General features: G+C 61.8%; 15 protein-coding genes. 8 read left to right on the forward strand and 7 right to left on the reverse strand.

The features are described 5' to 3' along the window. Positions 1-158 precede the first annotated feature (158 nt). Genes Q7C20_RS24080 through Q7C20_RS24090 form a run of 3 tightly spaced genes read right to left on the reverse strand, consistent with a single transcriptional unit; the run spans position 159 to position 3,398 of the window. The gene (locus Q7C20_RS24080; RefSeq protein WP_375070793.1) at positions 159-1,634 is read right to left on the reverse strand and encodes an FGGY family carbohydrate kinase; all 1,476 of its coding nucleotides are present in this window, start codon (positions 1,632-1,634) and stop codon (positions 159-161) included. A gap of 5 nt (positions 1,635-1,639) precedes the next feature. Further along, the gene (locus Q7C20_RS24085) at positions 1,640-2,572 is read right to left on the reverse strand and encodes a transketolase family protein (RefSeq protein ID WP_375070795.1); all 933 of its coding nucleotides are present in this window, start codon (positions 2,570-2,572) and stop codon (positions 1,640-1,642) included. Beyond that, positions 2,562-3,398 carry a transketolase gene (locus tag Q7C20_RS24090; protein ID WP_375070797.1) on the reverse strand — a complete coding sequence of 279 codons (837 nt, stop codon included), beginning with the start codon at positions 3,396-3,398 and terminating at the stop codon, positions 2,562-2,564. The genes Q7C20_RS24085 and Q7C20_RS24090 overlap by 11 nt, the downstream gene beginning before the upstream one ends. A gap of 364 nt (positions 3,399-3,762) precedes the next feature. Here Q7C20_RS24090 and Q7C20_RS24095 point away from each other — a divergent pair, with 364 nt between their 5' ends. From Q7C20_RS24095 to tal, 7 genes are all read left to right on the forward strand, one after another. Then, entirely contained in the window at positions 3,763-4,770 is a 1,008-nt protein-coding gene (locus Q7C20_RS24095) for an ABC transporter permease (RefSeq protein WP_348061280.1), read from the forward strand. A 51-nt stretch (positions 4,771-4,821) separates the two neighbouring features. Then, the gene (locus tag Q7C20_RS24100) at positions 4,822-5,754 is read left to right on the forward strand and encodes a sugar ABC transporter substrate-binding protein (protein WP_032889545.1); all 933 of its coding nucleotides are present in this window, start codon (positions 4,822-4,824) and stop codon (positions 5,752-5,754) included. Between the two features lie 14 nt (positions 5,755-5,768). Then, positions 5,769-7,277 (forward strand): sugar ABC transporter ATP-binding protein, encoded by a 1,509-nt coding sequence (locus tag Q7C20_RS24105; RefSeq protein WP_375070800.1) that lies wholly within the window; start codon positions 5,769-5,771, stop codon positions 7,275-7,277. 157 nt (positions 7,278-7,434) lie between these two features. Next, the gene (locus Q7C20_RS24110) at positions 7,435-8,199 is read left to right on the forward strand and encodes an SDR family oxidoreductase (protein ID WP_375070802.1); all 765 of its coding nucleotides are present in this window, start codon (positions 7,435-7,437) and stop codon (positions 8,197-8,199) included. 17 nt (positions 8,200-8,216) lie between these two features. After that, on the forward strand, positions 8,217-9,017 hold the full coding sequence (locus Q7C20_RS24115; protein WP_375070804.1) for an SDR family oxidoreductase: 801 nt from the start codon (positions 8,217-8,219) through the stop codon (positions 9,015-9,017). A 45-nt stretch (positions 9,018-9,062) separates the two neighbouring features. Next, positions 9,063-10,016, forward strand: a complete 954-nt coding sequence (locus Q7C20_RS24120; RefSeq protein WP_375070806.1) for a sugar-binding transcriptional regulator — start codon at positions 9,063-9,065, stop codon at positions 10,014-10,016. A 22-nt stretch (positions 10,017-10,038) separates the two neighbouring features. Beyond that, on the forward strand, positions 10,039-10,962 hold the full coding sequence (tal, locus tag Q7C20_RS24125; protein WP_375070810.1) for a transaldolase: 924 nt from the start codon (positions 10,039-10,041) through the stop codon (positions 10,960-10,962). 352 nt (positions 10,963-11,314) lie between these two features. On the opposite strand, the gene Q7C20_RS24130 is transcribed toward tal, so the two are convergent. The 4 genes from Q7C20_RS24130 to Q7C20_RS24145 form a co-directional block, all read right to left on the reverse strand. Further along, positions 11,315-11,671 carry a lysozyme inhibitor LprI family protein gene (locus Q7C20_RS24130; protein WP_375070812.1) on the reverse strand — a complete coding sequence of 119 codons (357 nt, stop codon included), beginning with the start codon at positions 11,669-11,671 and terminating at the stop codon, positions 11,315-11,317. Positions 11,672-11,684: 13 nt separating this feature from the next. Next, entirely contained in the window at positions 11,685-12,869 is a 1,185-nt protein-coding gene (locus Q7C20_RS24135) for a sugar transporter (RefSeq protein WP_375070814.1), read from the reverse strand. 111 nt (positions 12,870-12,980) lie between these two features. Continuing rightward, on the reverse strand, positions 12,981-13,343 hold the full coding sequence (locus tag Q7C20_RS24140; protein ID WP_375070816.1) for a type 1 fimbrial protein: 363 nt from the start codon (positions 13,341-13,343) through the stop codon (positions 12,981-12,983). A gap of 86 nt (positions 13,344-13,429) precedes the next feature. Next, positions 13,430-14,428 (reverse strand): bile acid:sodium symporter family protein, encoded by a 999-nt coding sequence (locus Q7C20_RS24145; protein ID WP_375070818.1) that lies wholly within the window; start codon positions 14,426-14,428, stop codon positions 13,430-13,432. Positions 14,429-14,513: 85 nt separating this feature from the next. Between Q7C20_RS24145 and Q7C20_RS24150 the strand changes: the two genes are divergently transcribed. Further along, positions 14,514-15,302, forward strand: a complete 789-nt coding sequence (locus tag Q7C20_RS24150; RefSeq protein WP_375070819.1) for a helix-turn-helix domain-containing protein — start codon at positions 14,514-14,516, stop codon at positions 15,300-15,302. The last annotated feature ends 72 nt before the right edge of the window (positions 15,303-15,374 follow it).

Consider the following 15,374-nt stretch of genomic DNA (forward strand, 5'->3'; position numbering starts at 1 on the left):
TGGGGCGAAGACCTTTTGGTTACTTTTGGGGCGTTTGCCAAAAGTGACCCGCTGTAAGAGCGGAACCGATATCAGCCCTCACCACAGCAACGGATATGTACCCCGACAGACCGCTACAGCAGGCAAGCCAACTCCCACATTTTGATTTCCATCGACGGTCAAAGCAGCGTACGAACCAGAGCTTTTTTCCAGGCCTGATAACGACCCGCCATCGCCGGATCATCCTGCGGCTCAAACCGTTCACGCTGACGCTCCAGCGCACTCAACGCTTCATCACTAGGCCAAATCCCCAACGCCCTGCCCGCCAGATGCGCAGCGCCCAACGCCGACACTTCCGGCGACAAGCTGCGCACCACGGGACGTTGCAGCAAGTCAGCCAAAAACTGCATCAACCAGCGATTACGCGTAGCACCACCATCGACCCAAAGTTCTTTCAACGGGCTGCCGATGTCTCGCTGCATGGCCTCAAATACATCGCGAATCTGATAGCCGATAGACTCCAGCGATGCGCGCAAAATATGCGCGCCGGACGTCGCCTCCGTCAGCCCACAAATCAGCCCACGCGCATCAGCCTTCCAGTGCGGCGCGCCCAGCCCGGACAACGCCGGGACGAAATACACGCCACCGTTGTCCGGCAATTGCGCCGCCTGCTCGGTCAGCGCATCCAAGGACTCCCCGGCCACCAGGCGCGATGCCCACTGCACGGCGGCGCCGGTGTGGACGATATTGCCTTCCATACCGAAGGTTGGTGCGCTGCCGTCATGCCAGGCCAGGGTGGTCGAAAGACCATGGGTTGAGGCAATCGGGCCGCTCATGGGCGTCATCAAGGATGAACCGGTGCCGAGGGTAGCCTTGACCAATCCGGGCGCGAAACCACCCTGCCCATAGAGGGCAGCATGGGAATCACCGATCATCGACATCACCGGGATGCCCGCCGGCAAGCCGCCCACGGCGACGGTTTCAGCAAAGAACCCGGCGCTTGGCTGAATCGGTGCCAGCGCAGCCAAGGGAATAGCAAACAGGTCCAGCAGCTCAAGGTCCCAGGCGCAGGTGTGCAAATTGAACAGTTGGGTGCGCGCGGCGTTGGAGTAATCCGTGGCAAACACCTGGCCGCCGCAGAGTTTCCACAGCAACCAACTGTCCACCGTGCCGAGGCAGATTTCACCGGCCGCCGCACGAGCATGGCCGTTATCCAGATGGTCGAGAATCCAGCGAAATTTGCCGGCAGAAAACATCGGGTCGAGGGCCAGCCCGGTCTTTTCCAGAATCAGCGCTTCATGGCCGCGTTCATGTAGCTCGGCGCACAAGGCCGTGGAGCGTCGGCACTGCCAGCTGATGCACGGCGACAACGGCTCGCCGCTGTGCCGGTCCCACGCCACCACCGATTCACGCTGGTTACTGATCGCCAGCGCGGTGATCGGCCGATTCACCCGGGCCAGGCATTCTTCAATCGCGGCCAGGGTGTTCTGCCAAATCAGCAGCGGGTCCTGCTCGGAAAACCCTGGCTGAGGATGGCTGATGCTCAATGGCCGCGAACCCCGGGCGATCACCTGCCCGAGTTCGTTGACCAGCACCGCCTTGGCGTTGCTGGTGCCTTCATCTATCGCCAGAATCAGCGGCGTATTGTCTGTCATGGCGTTCACCGCAACCGAGTGGCAGCCGCCACAATCCCAGCCGCGTCGATGTTATGCAAGGCGCGGGTCGGTTCGCGGGCACCCGCGGCGGCATATTCACCGTCGCCAATGCCCAGGCGGATCAGGGTAATGCCCAGCCCGGCTTCGGCCAGCACTTCAGCGACCAGGCTGCCAAGGCCGCCATTAATGTTGTGTTCTTCCACCGTGATCACCGCACGAGTGCCGCGCAGCGCCGTGAGCAAAACGTCGCGCTGCAACGGGCGGATCGACGACAGGTTGATCACCTGCGCCGCAATGCCCTGCTCCGCCAGCAATGCGGCTGCATCAACCGCTTCATGGACCACCGAGCCCAGGGCGACGATGCTCACATCGGCGCCCTGGCGCAGGATATCCACCTGGCCGGGCACGAACTGATAGTTGGCGCCATGCACATCGGGCAAGGCCTTGCCGTCGAGGCGGATGTACACCGGGCCGTCATAGCGCAGCGCGTAATCGACGATCTGCCGACACTCCAGCGCATCCGCCGGGGCGAAAATCTGCACGTTGCCAAAACCACGCATCACGGAAATATCGTCAAGGCTGTGGTGAGTGCTGGCCAGCGGGCCGTAACTGGTGCCCGCGTTCAGGCCGAACATCTTCACGTTGGCGCGGTTGTAGCAAACGTCGACCTTGATCTGCTCGTTGGCGCGCGAGATCAGAAACGGCGCCGCGTTGCAGGTCACGGCAATTTTGCCGCCCAGCGCCAGGCCTGCCGCGACGCTGACCAGCGACTGCTCGGCAATCCCGACGTTGATCAGCCGCTCCGGGAAGCGCTGCGCGAACGGGCCGATCTTGGCCGTGGAGGTGGAGTCGCTGACCACCGGCACCACATCGAGCCCGGCATCGACCGCCGCAATAAAGGCGTCCACCATGACACTCGCCAGATGTTCACTCGCCATGACTCAACTCCTCCAGTGCCGCGTTGATTTCGTCACCCTTGGGCACGCGGTGGTGCCATTCGGGGCGGGCTTCGATAAACGACACGCCCTTGCCTTTGATGGTGTGGGCGATCAGCACCTGGGGTGCACCGGTGTTGGCCTGCATGGTTTCCAGGGATTCGATCAACTGGCCCACGTCATTGCCGTCGCACTCGCTGACGTTGAAGCCGAAGGCGGCCCATTTCACGTCGAGCGGGTCGAGCGGCATGATCTCGGCGGTCAGGCCGGCCAGTTGCAGCTTGTTCTTGTCGACGATCACGAACAGGTTATCCAGCTTGTACTTGGCCGCCGCCATCGCCGCTTCCCAGTTCGAGCCTTCCGCCAATTCACCGTCGCCGGTCAGCACATAGATGCGCTTTTTGCTGCCGGACATCTTCGCCGCCAGCGCCAGCCCCACCGCCACCGGTAAACCGTGGCCGAGGGCGCCAGTGTTGAGTTCGATGCCGGGGGTTTTCTGGCGCACCGGATGGCCGGGCAAATGAGAGTTGAAGTGTTGGTAGGTCGGCAGCCACTCGGTGGGGATGTAACCCGCCTGCGCCAGGCAGCAATATAAACCGCCGACGCCGTGGCCCTTGCTCTGGATGTAGATATCCCGTTCCGGGTCTTCGATGCGTTCCGGGCCGGTATTGAGGATGCGGAAATACAGGGTGGCGAGGATGTCGGTTTCCGACAGGTCGGCCCCGGTGTGGCCGCCAGCCGGAGAGTCGGCATTTAGACGGATCACATGGCGCCGGATCAGGCGAGCCTGTTCTTTGATTTGGCGGGCGTCGTACTGGAAGGCATTCATGCAGCGGCTCCTGTGAGGCTGACCACGCGGGGTATAGAAGTGTCGAAAGCTGCGTTTGAATATTTATTCAGCAGTGACAATATATTTCTATTTAGGCGCTGATTCGCAGGCAGGTCAAGTGAGGGATGCGCTGAAAAATGAAATAAAAGTCGGAAATACCTCCCGGACAAACGGCCAAAATCCTACACGCGCTACTCTATCCCGTGGCTTTGCGGGCATCGGAAGCGGCGATTTAGAGGCATGCATAAAAAATTAAGCGCTTGACATTGACACGGTGGCACCTGAATCTGAATTAACAATCAGGCATGCATAAATATTCAAAGCACCTGAATGAACTCCAAAAAAAATAAGTCAGGAGAACACCGTGGACGCCAAAGCCTCAGTCCAGCACTCGGCCGACCTCAAGCCGCCCCATCGTCCTCGGTTGGTAAAACTGCTGCCCAGCAACATCGGCGGCCCGCTGATCGGCCTCGTGTTGCTGGTGCTGGTCTTCTCCTTCAGCTCCGAATTCTTCTTCTCGCTGCGCAATGGCCTGAACATCCTCGATCAGGTCACGGTGCTCGGCATTCTCGCAATCGGCATGACGGCGGTGATCGTGATCGGCGGCATCGACCTGTCGGTCGGCTCGGTGCTGGCGTTCTCGATGATGATGCTCGGCTGGCTCTATCAGGATCAGGCGGTGCCGTTGGGCTTCGCGATTCCGATCTCGATTGCCAGCGGCATGCTCGCCGGGCTGGTGTCCGGCGGCTTGATCACCTACGCCAAGTTGCCACCGTTTATTGCCACGCTGACCATGATGTCGGTGGCGCGCGGCCTGGCGAATATCCTCACCGAAGGCCGGCAGATTGTCGGCTACCCGGACTGGTTCACCAGCCTGGCCACGGTGCGCCATTTCGGTTTCCTGTCGGCCACCGTCGGGTTCTTTTTGGTGATGCTGGTGGTGGCCTGGGTGTTCCTGCGCTTTCGTGCCGGTGGCCGCAACTTGTACGCCATGGGCGGTAGCCCGGAAGTGGCGCGCCTGTCAGGCATCAAAGTGCGCGCGATTACTCTGTGGGTGTATGCGGTCAGCGGCGCCCTCGCCGGCATCGCCGCCGTCACCCTCGCCGCGCGCCTTGACTCCTCGCAACCGAGTGCCGGGCTGAGCCTGGAACTGGACGCCATCGCCGCCGTGGTGATCGGCGGCGCCAGCCTCAGCGGTGGCGTGGGCAGCATCGGCGGCACGCTGGTCGGCGTATTGATCATTGGCGTGTTGCGCAATGGCCTCAACCTGCTCGGCGTTTCGCCGTTCATTCAACAAGTGGTGATCGGCGTGGTCATCGCCCTCGCCGTGACCATCGACACCCTGCGACGCCGTTCCAGCACTGCCCGTTAAACCCTGTTCGACAGTTGACACCCTCCAACAATAAAACCAGGAGTCACCGACATGTTCAGCCCCAAGAAACTGCTGATTGCCACCGCTCTCGCGGCCGCCACCCTCACCGCCGCAGGCACCACCTGGGCCAAGGACCTGACCATCGGCCTGGCCGTGGCCAACCTGCAGGCCGACTTTTTCAACCAGATCAAGCAATCGGTGGAAGCCGAAGGCAAGGCCAAGGGGATCAAGGTGATCACCGTGGACGCCCAGGGCAATTCCTCCACCCAGGTCAGCCAGATTGAAGACCTGATCACCCGCCAGATCGACGTGCTGATCTACATCCCGGCCGGTGCCACCGCTGCCGGTGTGCCGGTGAAAGCCGCCAAGGCCGCCGGCATTCCGGTGATCGCCGTGGACCGCAACGCGCCGGATGCGCCGGGCGATACCTTTATCGCCAGCGACAGCGTGGCCGGCGCCAAAACCCTGGCCGAGTACGTGGGCAAGATCACTGACGGCAAAGGCCGCATCGCAATCCTGCAAGGCCAGCTCGGCACCACGCCGGAAAACGATCGCGCCAAGGGTTTTGAAGAGGGCCTGAAAGCCTTCCCCGACCTCAAAGTGGTCGCTCAGCAACCGGCTGAATGGGCTCAGGACAAAGGCTTCGCCGTGGCCCAGGACCTGCTCCAGCGCGACCCGAATATCACCGTGTTCTTCGGCCGTGCCGATGCCATGGCCCTGGGCGCCGCCCAGGCGGTCAAGGTCGGCAACCTCGACCACAAAGTCGTGGTGGTCGGTTTTGACGGTGATGTCGCCGGGCTCAAGGCCGTGGAAAGCGGTGTGCTGAACGCCACCATGACCCAGCAAACCCAGAAAATGGGCCGCCTGGCCGTGGCCTCGGCGATTGACCTGAAAGCCGGTAAAGCCGTGCCCAAGGAACAACTGCTGCCGACCGTGCTGACCACCAAAGAAAACGTCGCACCGTTCCTGCAACAGCACCCGTAAGCCCGGAGGTCATCATGCGAGCAGCAGCTCTGGATACGATGCCTGACGCGGTGTTGTGCCTGCGCGACATCAGCAAGGCCTATGGCCCGGTGCAGGTGTTGTCGCAGGTCAACGTGGACATTCGCCCCGGCGAAGTGTTGGCCTTGCTCGGCGAGAACGGCGCGGGTAAATCCACCTTGTCGTCGATCATCGCCGGGCTTGTGCAACCGCAAGACGGGGGCAGCATGACCTGGCTCGGTGAGCCTTATGCCCCCGCGTCACCGGGGGCTGCGCTGGGCGCCGGGATCGGTTTGATTCACCAGGAAATCCGCCTGCTGCCGCAGTTGTCGATCGCCGAAAACATCTTCGTCGGCCGCCTGCCCATGCGTCACGGGCGGGTTGACCGCGACTACATCGAGGCCCAGGCGCAAATCCAGCTGGAGCGTTTGGGGCTCAAGGTGCCAGCCTCGCGCAAGGTTGAAGGCCTGAGCGTGGCGGCGCAGCAACTGGTGGAAATCGCCAAGGCGCTGACCCTCAAGGCGCGCTTGTTGATTCTGGACGAACCCACCGCCGCGCTGGGTGGGGAAGAAACCGAGTTGCTGTTTCAGCAGGTCGAACGACTCAAGGCCGAAGGCGTTTCGTTCATCTATATCAGCCATCGCCTGGAAGAAATCGCGCGCATTGCCGACCGTGTGCTGGTGCTGCGCGATGGCCGCCAGATTGCCCTGCATGCCACCGCCCAAGTGCCGGTGCGTGAGCTGGTGGAGCAGATGGTCGGGCGCAGCCTGGAGCGGATTTTCCCCACGCTGCAGGCGCCGAAAGACCAGGTGATGTTGCAGGTCAAAGGCCTGAGTTGCCGCGAGTTTGCCTTGCACGACATCGATTTCAGCGTGCGGGCCGGTGAAGTGTTCGGCATTGCCGGCGTGGTCGGCGCCGGGCGCACGGAGCTGGTGCGCACCATTGCCGGAGCGGCCCAGGACATCCAGGGGCACATGGTGCTCGACGGCGAAGTTCGCCAGTTGCGTTCGCCGTTCGAGGCGATCCAGGCCGGTGTGGTGCTGGTGCCCGAAGACCGCAAGCAGCAAGGTGTGGTGGTGGAACATCGGATTGAAGACAACCTGATTTATGGCAACACCGACCTGCTGGATAAACGCGGCTGGGTGTTCCCTGCCCCGCTGCGCGAATTTGCGCGCACGGCGGTGGCAAGACTGGGGGTAAAAGGTGCGCCGCAGTCGCGGATTTCCAGCCTGTCCGGGGGTAATCAACAGAAGGTGATCATTGCCAAATGGCTGGCGCGTAATCCCAAGGTGTTCATTCTTGATGAGCCCACACGCGGCATCGACGTGGGCGCGCGGGCGGCGATTTATGAAGTGATCGCGGACCTGGCGGCCAAGGGCATGGCGGTGATTGTGGTGAGTTCAGACCTGGATGAAGTGCTCGGGCTGTCCCATCGGGTGATGGTGATGAGCCGGGGGCGGCAGATGGGGATTCTGGAACGCGGGGAAGCCACGCCAGTGTCGGTGATGGAAATGGCGACTGCCTGACTGCCTAGCCCTCACGAACAATGAAGATTCAATGTGGGAGGGGGCTTGCTCCCGATAGCGGTGGTTCAGTTGGAGTATTTTTATCTGATGTACCGCTATCGGGAGCAAGCCCCCTCCCACAGAGATCTACTGTAATTTCAAAATAACGGAGTAATCCATGCAGCTTTTCAGTCTTCAGGGCCAGGTGGCATTTGTGACCGGCGCGGGCAGTGGGATTGGCCAAGCCATCGCGGTTGGGCTCGCCGAAGCAGGGGCCGATGTGGCCTGCTTTGATCTGCCGGGCAGCCCTGGTATCAGCAGCACCGTAGAACGCATCCAGGCGTTGGGCCGTCGCGCCCTGGCCTTGAGCGGCACCGTGACCGAGCGCGCGGCCCTCGACGCCGCCGTCGCGCGCACCGAATCCGAACTCGGCGCGCTCAGCGTGGCGGTCAACTGCGCGGGCATTGCCAATGCCCAAGCCGCCGAAGACCTTGAACTGCAACGCTGGCAAACCACCCTGGACATCAACCTCACCGGCATCTTCCTCAGTTGCCAGGCCCAGGCGGCCGTGATGCTGCCGCGCGGCAAAGGCGCCATCGTCAACATCGCGTCGATGTCCGGCAGCATCGTCAACCGTGGCTTGTTGCAGGCGCACTACAACACCTCCAAGGCCGGGGTCATCCACCTGAGCAAGAGCCTGGCGATGGAATGGGCCGACAAGGGCCTGCGGGTTAACTGCATCAGCCCCGGCTATACCGCCACGCCGATGAACTCGCGGCCGGAAGTCGCCGATCAGGTGAAGATTTTTGAACAGACCACGCCCATGGGCCGTATGGCCAGCGTGGAAGAAATGGTCGGCCCGGCGATTTTCCTGGTCAGCCAGGCGTCATCCTTTTGTACCGGTGTCGACCTGTTGGTCGATGGCGGTTTTGTCTGCTGGTAATAAGTGGAGCCCCCGTCATGTCGCAACGATTCAGCGGTAAAACTGTAGTCATCACCGGCGCCTGCCGTGGCATTGGCGCCGGTATTGCCGAGCGCTTCGCTCAGGAAGGCGCCCACTTGGTGCTGGCCTCCAACGACCTGGAACGCGTGACCTTCACCGCCAATCAACTGGCCGAGGAATACAAGGTTCAGACCCTCGCACTGGGCATCGACGTGACCAGCGAAAGCGACATCGAAAAGCTCTACCGCGAAGGCCACGCGCGGTTTGGCAGCATCGATGTGTCGGTGCAAAACGCCGGCATCATCACCATCGACCACTACGACAAGATGCCCCGCGCCGACTTCGACAAAGTGCTGCAGGTCAACACCACCGGCGTCTGGCTCGGTTGCCGGGAAGCCGCCAAGTACATGGTCAAGCAAGGCAGCGGGCGGTTGATCAACACTTCGTCCGGCCAGGGCCGCCAGGGCTTTATCTACACGCCGCACTACGCCGCGAGCAAGATGGGCGTGATCGGCATCACCCAAAGCCTGGCGCTGGAGCTGGCGCGGCATAACATCACGGTCAACGCGTTTTGCCCCGGCATCATCGAGAGCGAAATGTGGGACTACAACGACCGCGTGTGGGGCGAGATCCTCAGCACCGATGAAAAGCGCTACGGCAAGGGTGAATTGATGGCCGAATGGGTCAAGAACATCCCCCTGCGCCGCGCCGGGAAACCCTCGGATGTGGCGGGATTGGTGGCGTTTCTGGCCTCCGACGATGCGGCCTACCTCACCGGCCAGGCAATCAATATCGACGGCGGCCTGATCATGTCGTGAGGGTTTGGTATCCTCACCGGCATTGATACACCTACTGAGGCCTTCATGAGCCAGATCGAAGAACAGCGCCTGATCACCAAGATCGCGAGCCTCTATTACGAAGAAGGGCTCAAGCAGTCCGAGATTTCCACGCAACTGGACTTGTCGCAGTCGTTTATCAGCCGCGCCCTGCGCCGGGCGCTGCAGGAAGGCGTGGTCAAAATCAGCGTAATGCGCCTGCAAGGCCTGCACCTTGAGCTGGAAAACCAGTTGCAGCGCCGCTACGGCGTGCGCCAGGTGATCGTGGTGGAAGCCACCGAACCGGGCAATGACGAGAGCATCAAGCAGGCCATCGGCTCGGCCGCCGCGCATTATCTGGAAACCAGCCTGTCGGTTCAGGACCACATCGGTATTTCGTCGTGGAGCAGCACCATCCGCGCCATGGTCAGCCATTTGCACGCGCAACCGGGCAAGCAAGGCGCTCAGGAAGTGGTGCAACTGCTCGGTGGTGTCGGCAACAAAGGCGCGTTTGAAGCCACCTTGCTGACCCAACGCCTGGCCACCCTGCTCAATTGCCCGGCGTTTTTGCTGCCGTCGCAAAGCATCGAGCAATCGGTGGAAAGCAAGCAGCGCATCGTGCAGATGGAAGAGGTCAAGGAAGTGCTGCAACGCTTTGACAGCATCACCCTGGCGATCGTCGGCATTGGCGACCTGGAGCCCTCACAACTGCTGCGCAACAGCGGCAACTACTACACCGAAGACATGCTGCGCCTGCTCGCTGAACGCGGCGCAGTGGGCGATATTTGCCTGCGCTACTTCGACGCCAAGGGCGAGCCGGTGCTTGATGAAGACGAAGAGTTCGTAGTGTCGGTGGCGCTGCCCAAACTGCGTTCGATCCAGCGCGTGCTCGGCCTGGCAGGCGGGCTGAACAAGGTGCAGGCGATTCGCGGCGCGCTCAAGGGCGGCTACCTCGACGTGCTGATCACCGACCTCGACACCGCCCAGGCCCTGAACCACTAACCCTTTCTGGAGACTGCCGCGCATGACGTCCAAGCTCGAACAACTCAAGCAATTTACCACCGTGGTCTGCGACACCGGCGACCTGGAAGCCATCAGCCGCCTGCGCCCGGTGGACGCCACCACCAACCCTTCCCTGCTGCTGAAAGCCGCCGCCATCCCCGAATACGCTGAACTGCTGCGCGATGCCGTGAGCCTGTCCAAAGGCGACGTGGGTTTGGCGTGCGACCACTTCGCCGTGTCGGTGGGTGCGGGCATTCTCAAGGTGATTCCGGGGCGCATCTCCACCGAAGTCGACGCACGCTTGTCCTTCGATGAAGACGCGCTGTGGGCCAAGGCCAACCAGTTGATCGCCCTGTACGACCAAGCCGGCATCGGCCGCGACCGCGTGCTGATCAAGCTGGCCTCCACCTGGGAAGGCATCCGCACCGCCGAGCGCCTGGAAAAAGCCGGTATTCAGACCAACCTCACCCTGTTGTTCTCCTTCGCCCAAGCCGTGGCCTGCGCCGATGCGGGCGTGTTCCTGATCTCGCCGTTCGTGGGCCGTATTTACGACTGGTACCGCAAAAACACCGGCCTGGACTACACCGGCGCCGAAGACCCGGGCGTGCAATCGGTGACGCGCATCTACAACTACTACAAGGCCAACCAAATCCCGACCGTGGTCATGGGCGCAAGCTTCCGTACGTTGAGCCAGATCGAGGAATTGGCCGGGTGCGATCGCCTGACCATCAGCCCGGACTTGCTGCAAAAGCTCGCTGAAGATAACGGCACGCTGACGCGCAAACTGGTGGCGGGTGCAGAAGGTGAAGCGCGTCAGCAACTGACCGAAGCGCAATTTCGCTGGGCGTCGAATGAAGATGCGATGGCGACGGAGAAGCTGGCGGAAGGGATCCGGCAGTTTGCGCGGGATCAGGAGAAGCTGGAGGTGGTGTTGGCTGCACTGTAACGCCGTCTTGCAACCAGCCCTTCAAGGTCTTTAAGTAGAACAGGCGATAAGTACCCATGTGGCGAGCGGGCTTGCCCCGCGTTGGGCTGCGAAGCAGCCCCAAAACCAGCGACCGAAGAATACCTGACCCACCGCATTCTTCCTTCTGGGGTCGCCTCGCAACCCAACGCGGGGCAAGCCCGCTCGCCACAGGTACGGTGTTCGCCCATAACGGGCTGGAATCAGCCAGATATGACCGATTTCCGACGCAGTGGTGCTGCAATATTTCGCCCTGCTGCTAAGTATTCCGTTGCGTGACGGCTGCGATTGCACAGCTCCAGCAAACGTAGCATTGCGCAGAATCAGACAAGCCTCAAAACGGCCCCTTCGTCATCACCCGCTCATCAATAAACCTGCGCAACATTCCTATCTGCCGCGTGTAAGCGTCCCTCAGGCAGCTCACTTTCGCGCCGCACGCATGGCGCTGCTTGAGCCACTCGGCCTGCCCGTCCATAAGTGAACCGCGCCCGCCCATGGCCATGAAGTGTTTGTTCAGGTCGTAGAGCAACGCCATGGTCACGTCCTGGTCGTTGAGGCTGACGTTCTTGCAGATGGCAATTTCGTCAGGCGCGCGGGCTTTGGCACAGTCAAAGCTTGCCGCCGAGCTTGTGGGGCTGAGCAACAGTGCGGACACACTCGCAAGCATCGCGATAACAGCCGGTTTAATCATTACGCGTAACTCCTCACTGACTTGCCACACCCGTACCAAACTTGCGAATCGCCAAGCAGTACCCAATCAACGCCACCGCCGCCAACAACCCACCTGCCGCGCCGATCCAGGCGAAGCCGAAGTGGCTGCCGACCCAGCTGCCCATGAGGGCGCCGCCGCCGATGCCGATGTTGTAGATGCCGGAGAACATCGCCATGGCGACGTCGGTGGCATCCGGCGCGAGCACCAACACTTTGGACTGCATGGCCAGGCCGAAGCCCATGATTGCCATGCCCCAGAAAATGCTCAGCACCACCAGATAAGACTCGGCGCCGCTCAACGGCAGCAACAGCGCCAGGCATGCGGCGAGGATGAACACCGCGCTGACCACGAAAACGTGGGGGTTCAAGCGGTGCACCAGGCTGAACAGCAGCGAGCCGATAATGCCCGCGCCGCCGAACACCAGCAGGATCAGGGTCACGGCGCCACTGCCCATGCCGGCCACGCCTTCGACGAAGGGTTCGATGTAGCTGTAGGCGGTGAATTGCGCGGTGACGGTGAGCGCGGTGAGCACGTAAAGCGCCACCAGCGCCGGGCGCTTGAACAGCAGCGGCAGGCTGCGCAGCGAGCCGGAGTTTTGGCTGGGCAGCAACGGCAAGGTACGCGCCAACCAGAACACCAGGGCGGCGGCGAATGCGCCGATCACCAGGAAGGTGGTGCGCCAGCCCATGGCTTCACCAAGCAAACGACCCAGCGGAATGCCCAACACCATCGCCAGCGAGGTGCCGGTGGCAAGCAGGCCAAGGGCTTGCACCTGTTTGCCTTCGGGCGCGAGGCGCACGGCCAGCGAGGCGGTGATCGACCAGAACAGCGCGTGGGACAAGGCGATGCCGACTCGGCTAAGCATCAGGATGCCAAAGCTGGTGGCGACGCTGGAGAGGATATGGCTGGCGATAAACATGCCGAACAGCACGATCAGCAACTTGCGCCGTTCAACGTTTCGGGTCAGCAGCATCACCGGCAGCGAGGTCAGGGACACAATCCAGGCATAGATGGTGAGCATCAGGCCGACGTTGGCGATGGGCATGTCGAAGCTGGCGCCGATGGCGCTGAGCAGCCCGACGGGCACGAATTCGGTGGTATTGAACACAAAGGCGGCCAGCGCCAAGGCGATGACCGGTTGCCAGTTGGCTTGGGGCGTTGCGGCTGAAATGCTCATTGGCGGGCGAGGTACTCTGGCGATGATCCAACGGCCACGCGCAAAGGCGCCGCCGCCGAACATTCTATAGGTTTCTCGGCGCGTTGTTGACGCGGATCGTCGCCGCCGGGTTCAGGGCGACGTCAGGGTCACCACGTAGTTGCCCGACGTGATCGGCTGCCCGGCGTTGTCGACCAGCAGGTAGCGCTGATCGTAATAACGCCCGCTGCCGCTGTCTGCCACCAGCCTTACGTGGGCTGCGTTGACGCTCGCGAACGGGGCCACACTGTGCACATCAATGCGGCCGCCGCGATTGGCGATGGAGCATCCGGTCAGGTCCATCACTGAACCGCTGCGCGCATTTGTCGCACACCCGGACTCGACGATGGCACCCCGGAACTCAATAGTGCCCCCGCCAACGGTCTGTGCGGCACTGACGCCGCCCGCCCATAGGCAAAACAGGCCTGCAACAATCGAAACACCTTTTACGTTCATGCCGACACTCCTTATTGGGCTCTCAATAAGGAAGTCGTCTGGCCGCGCGTTAACTTGAGGGCTTTCGCCTCAAAGTGTGCGCTGGGTCAAGGATCTACCTGCCCCATCAATTCAGGAATGCTTTCCGGGCGCTTGGCATAACGCTGGGCCAGGGCCGCACACACCATCAACTGGATCTGGTGAAACAGCATCAGCGGCAGGATCAGCACGCCCATGCTCGCCCCCGCGAACAGCACCTGAGCCATGGGCACGCCAGTGGCCAGGCTTTTCTTCGAGCCGCAGAACAAAATGGTGATGCGGTCTTCCTGGCTGAAGCCAAAAGCCCTGCCCAGCAACGTCGACGCCACCAGCACCAACGCCAGCAACACGCAGCACGCCACCACCAAACCGCCCAGCTCCCACAGCGGGATCTGGTGCCAGATGCCTTCGTTGACCGCTTCACTGAACGCGCCGTAAACCACCAGCAGGATCGAACCCTGGTCGACGAACTTGAGCCAGGATTTATTGCGACCGACCCACTCACCGATCCAGCGACGAGCAATTTGCCCGGCCACAAACGGCAGCAGCAACTGCACGCTGATCTTCAGGATGGCGTCGACGGTGGAACCGGCCTCGCCGTGCACATTGAGTAAGAGGGTCACCAGCAGCGGGGTCAGGAAGATACCAAACAGGCTGGAGGCCGCCGCGCTGCAAATCGCCGCCGGGATATTGCCGCGAGCCAGCGACGTGAAGGCAATCGCCGATTGCACGGTGGCCGGCAATGCGCAGAGGTAGAGCATGCCCATGTACAGGTCTTTGCCGATCAGCGGTGACAGCACCGGTTTCAGCGCCAGGCCCAGCAGCGGGAACAACACAAAGGTCAGGCTAAACACAAGCAAATGCAGGCGCCAATGGCCCGCACCGGCGACGATGGCCTGGCGCGACAGCTTGGCGCCGTGCAGAAAAAACAGCAGCGCGATCGCAAGGTTAGTCACCCAGCCGAAGGCCACGGCGGTCTGGCCGCTGGCGGGCAGCAAGGAGGCGAGGATCACCGTGGCGACAAGGGTCAGGGTGAAGTTATCGGGCAGGAAACGCGGGCGGGTCATAAGCAATTCTTCCAGGGGTTGCCAAGAGCATCGTCGCGACTCTAACGTAACGGCTTGTTACCGACTAACGCCAATGAGCCAGTAAATGCCGCCTAAAGGACATGAAAAAACCGTGCGCCGCAGTGTGCCCGGGCTTTCCAGCCTGCCACGGCCGGTGTATGGGCGCACAGAATCGCTGCCTAATCGAGCGCTGACCCGGCGGCACAGCCACCCGTGGGTGCAGCTGTCCTACGCGATTTCCGGGGTGTTGGAGATTCAGACAAGTGTCGGCCGCTTCGTCGCCCCGCCCCAGCGCGCGGTGTGGATACCCGCTGGCATGCCGCACCGGGTGTTCAGCTCGCCGCACACTGAAATGCGCAGTTTGTACCTGGATTGCAGCGTGACCACTTGGGCGGCCGAGCGCTGCCAGGTGTTGGTGGTGAGCAGTTTATTGCGCGAGTTGATCCGCAGTTTCAGTGAGCTGCCGGTGGAATATACCGAGGACGGGCCGGATGGGCGCCTGGCGCAGGTGGTGCTCGACCAGCTTGCTGCGGCGCCCCAGGTGGATTTGATGCTGCCGTTGCCGCTGGAACCGCGTTTGCGGCAGATCTATCGGAGTTTGAACCTGCACCCCGAGCAGCAGACGACTTTGGGCCAGTGGAGTGACAAGCTGGCGATCAGCGAAAAAACCCTGAGCCGGTTGTTTGTGAAAGACACCGGGCTGACGTTTCGCGCGTGGCGCCAGCGTCTGCGGCTGCTCAGCGCCCTGCCCGCCCTGGAGCAAGGCGAGCGGGTGACGGATGTGGCATTGGCGTGTGGGTATGAATCGACGTCGGCGTTTATCAATGCGTTTCGCCAGCAGTTTGATTCCACACCCGGAGAATTCTTCCGCTGATTGCCAGACGATGAAGATCAAATGTGGGAGCGGGCTTGCTCGCGAATGCGGTGTGTCAGTCAACAGATTTTT

The sequence above is a fragment of the Pseudomonas sp. AMR01 genome (assembly GCF_041946035.1).
Classification (GTDB): Bacteria; Pseudomonadota; Gammaproteobacteria; order Pseudomonadales; family Pseudomonadaceae; genus Aquipseudomonas; species Aquipseudomonas antarctica_B.

Excerpts from the sequence above, each read along its gene's own strand:
- Q7C20_RS24080 (WP_375070793.1), bottom strand. The coding sequence starts at position 1,634 with ATGACAGACAATACGCCGCTGATTCTGGCGATAGATGAAGGCACCAGC.
- Q7C20_RS24085 (WP_375070795.1), bottom strand. The coding sequence starts at position 2,572 with ATGGCGAGTGAACATCTGGCGAGTGTCATGGTGGACGCCTTTATTGCG.
- Q7C20_RS24090 (WP_375070797.1), bottom strand. The coding sequence starts at position 3,398 with ATGAATGCCTTCCAGTACGACGCCCGCCAAATCAAAGAACAGGCTCGC.
- Q7C20_RS24100 (WP_032889545.1), top strand. The coding sequence starts at position 4,822 with ATGTTCAGCCCCAAGAAACTGCTGATTGCCACCGCTCTCGCGGCCGCC.
- Q7C20_RS24105 (WP_375070800.1), top strand. The coding sequence starts at position 5,769 with ATGCGAGCAGCAGCTCTGGATACGATGCCTGACGCGGTGTTGTGCCTG.
- Q7C20_RS24110 (WP_375070802.1), top strand. The coding sequence starts at position 7,435 with ATGCAGCTTTTCAGTCTTCAGGGCCAGGTGGCATTTGTGACCGGCGCG.
- Q7C20_RS24115 (WP_375070804.1), top strand. The coding sequence starts at position 8,217 with ATGTCGCAACGATTCAGCGGTAAAACTGTAGTCATCACCGGCGCCTGC.
- Q7C20_RS24120 (WP_375070806.1), top strand. The coding sequence starts at position 9,063 with ATGAGCCAGATCGAAGAACAGCGCCTGATCACCAAGATCGCGAGCCTC.
- tal (WP_375070810.1), top strand. The coding sequence starts at position 10,039 with ATGACGTCCAAGCTCGAACAACTCAAGCAATTTACCACCGTGGTCTGC.
- Q7C20_RS24130 (WP_375070812.1), bottom strand. The coding sequence starts at position 11,671 with ATGATTAAACCGGCTGTTATCGCGATGCTTGCGAGTGTGTCCGCACTG.
- Q7C20_RS24135 (WP_375070814.1), bottom strand. The coding sequence starts at position 12,869 with ATGAGCATTTCAGCCGCAACGCCCCAAGCCAACTGGCAACCGGTCATC.
- Q7C20_RS24140 (WP_375070816.1), bottom strand. The coding sequence starts at position 13,343 with ATGAACGTAAAAGGTGTTTCGATTGTTGCAGGCCTGTTTTGCCTATGG.
- Q7C20_RS24145 (WP_375070818.1), bottom strand. The coding sequence starts at position 14,428 with ATGACCCGCCCGCGTTTCCTGCCCGATAACTTCACCCTGACCCTTGTC.
- Q7C20_RS24150 (WP_375070819.1), top strand. The coding sequence starts at position 14,514 with ATGCCGCCTAAAGGACATGAAAAAACCGTGCGCCGCAGTGTGCCCGGG.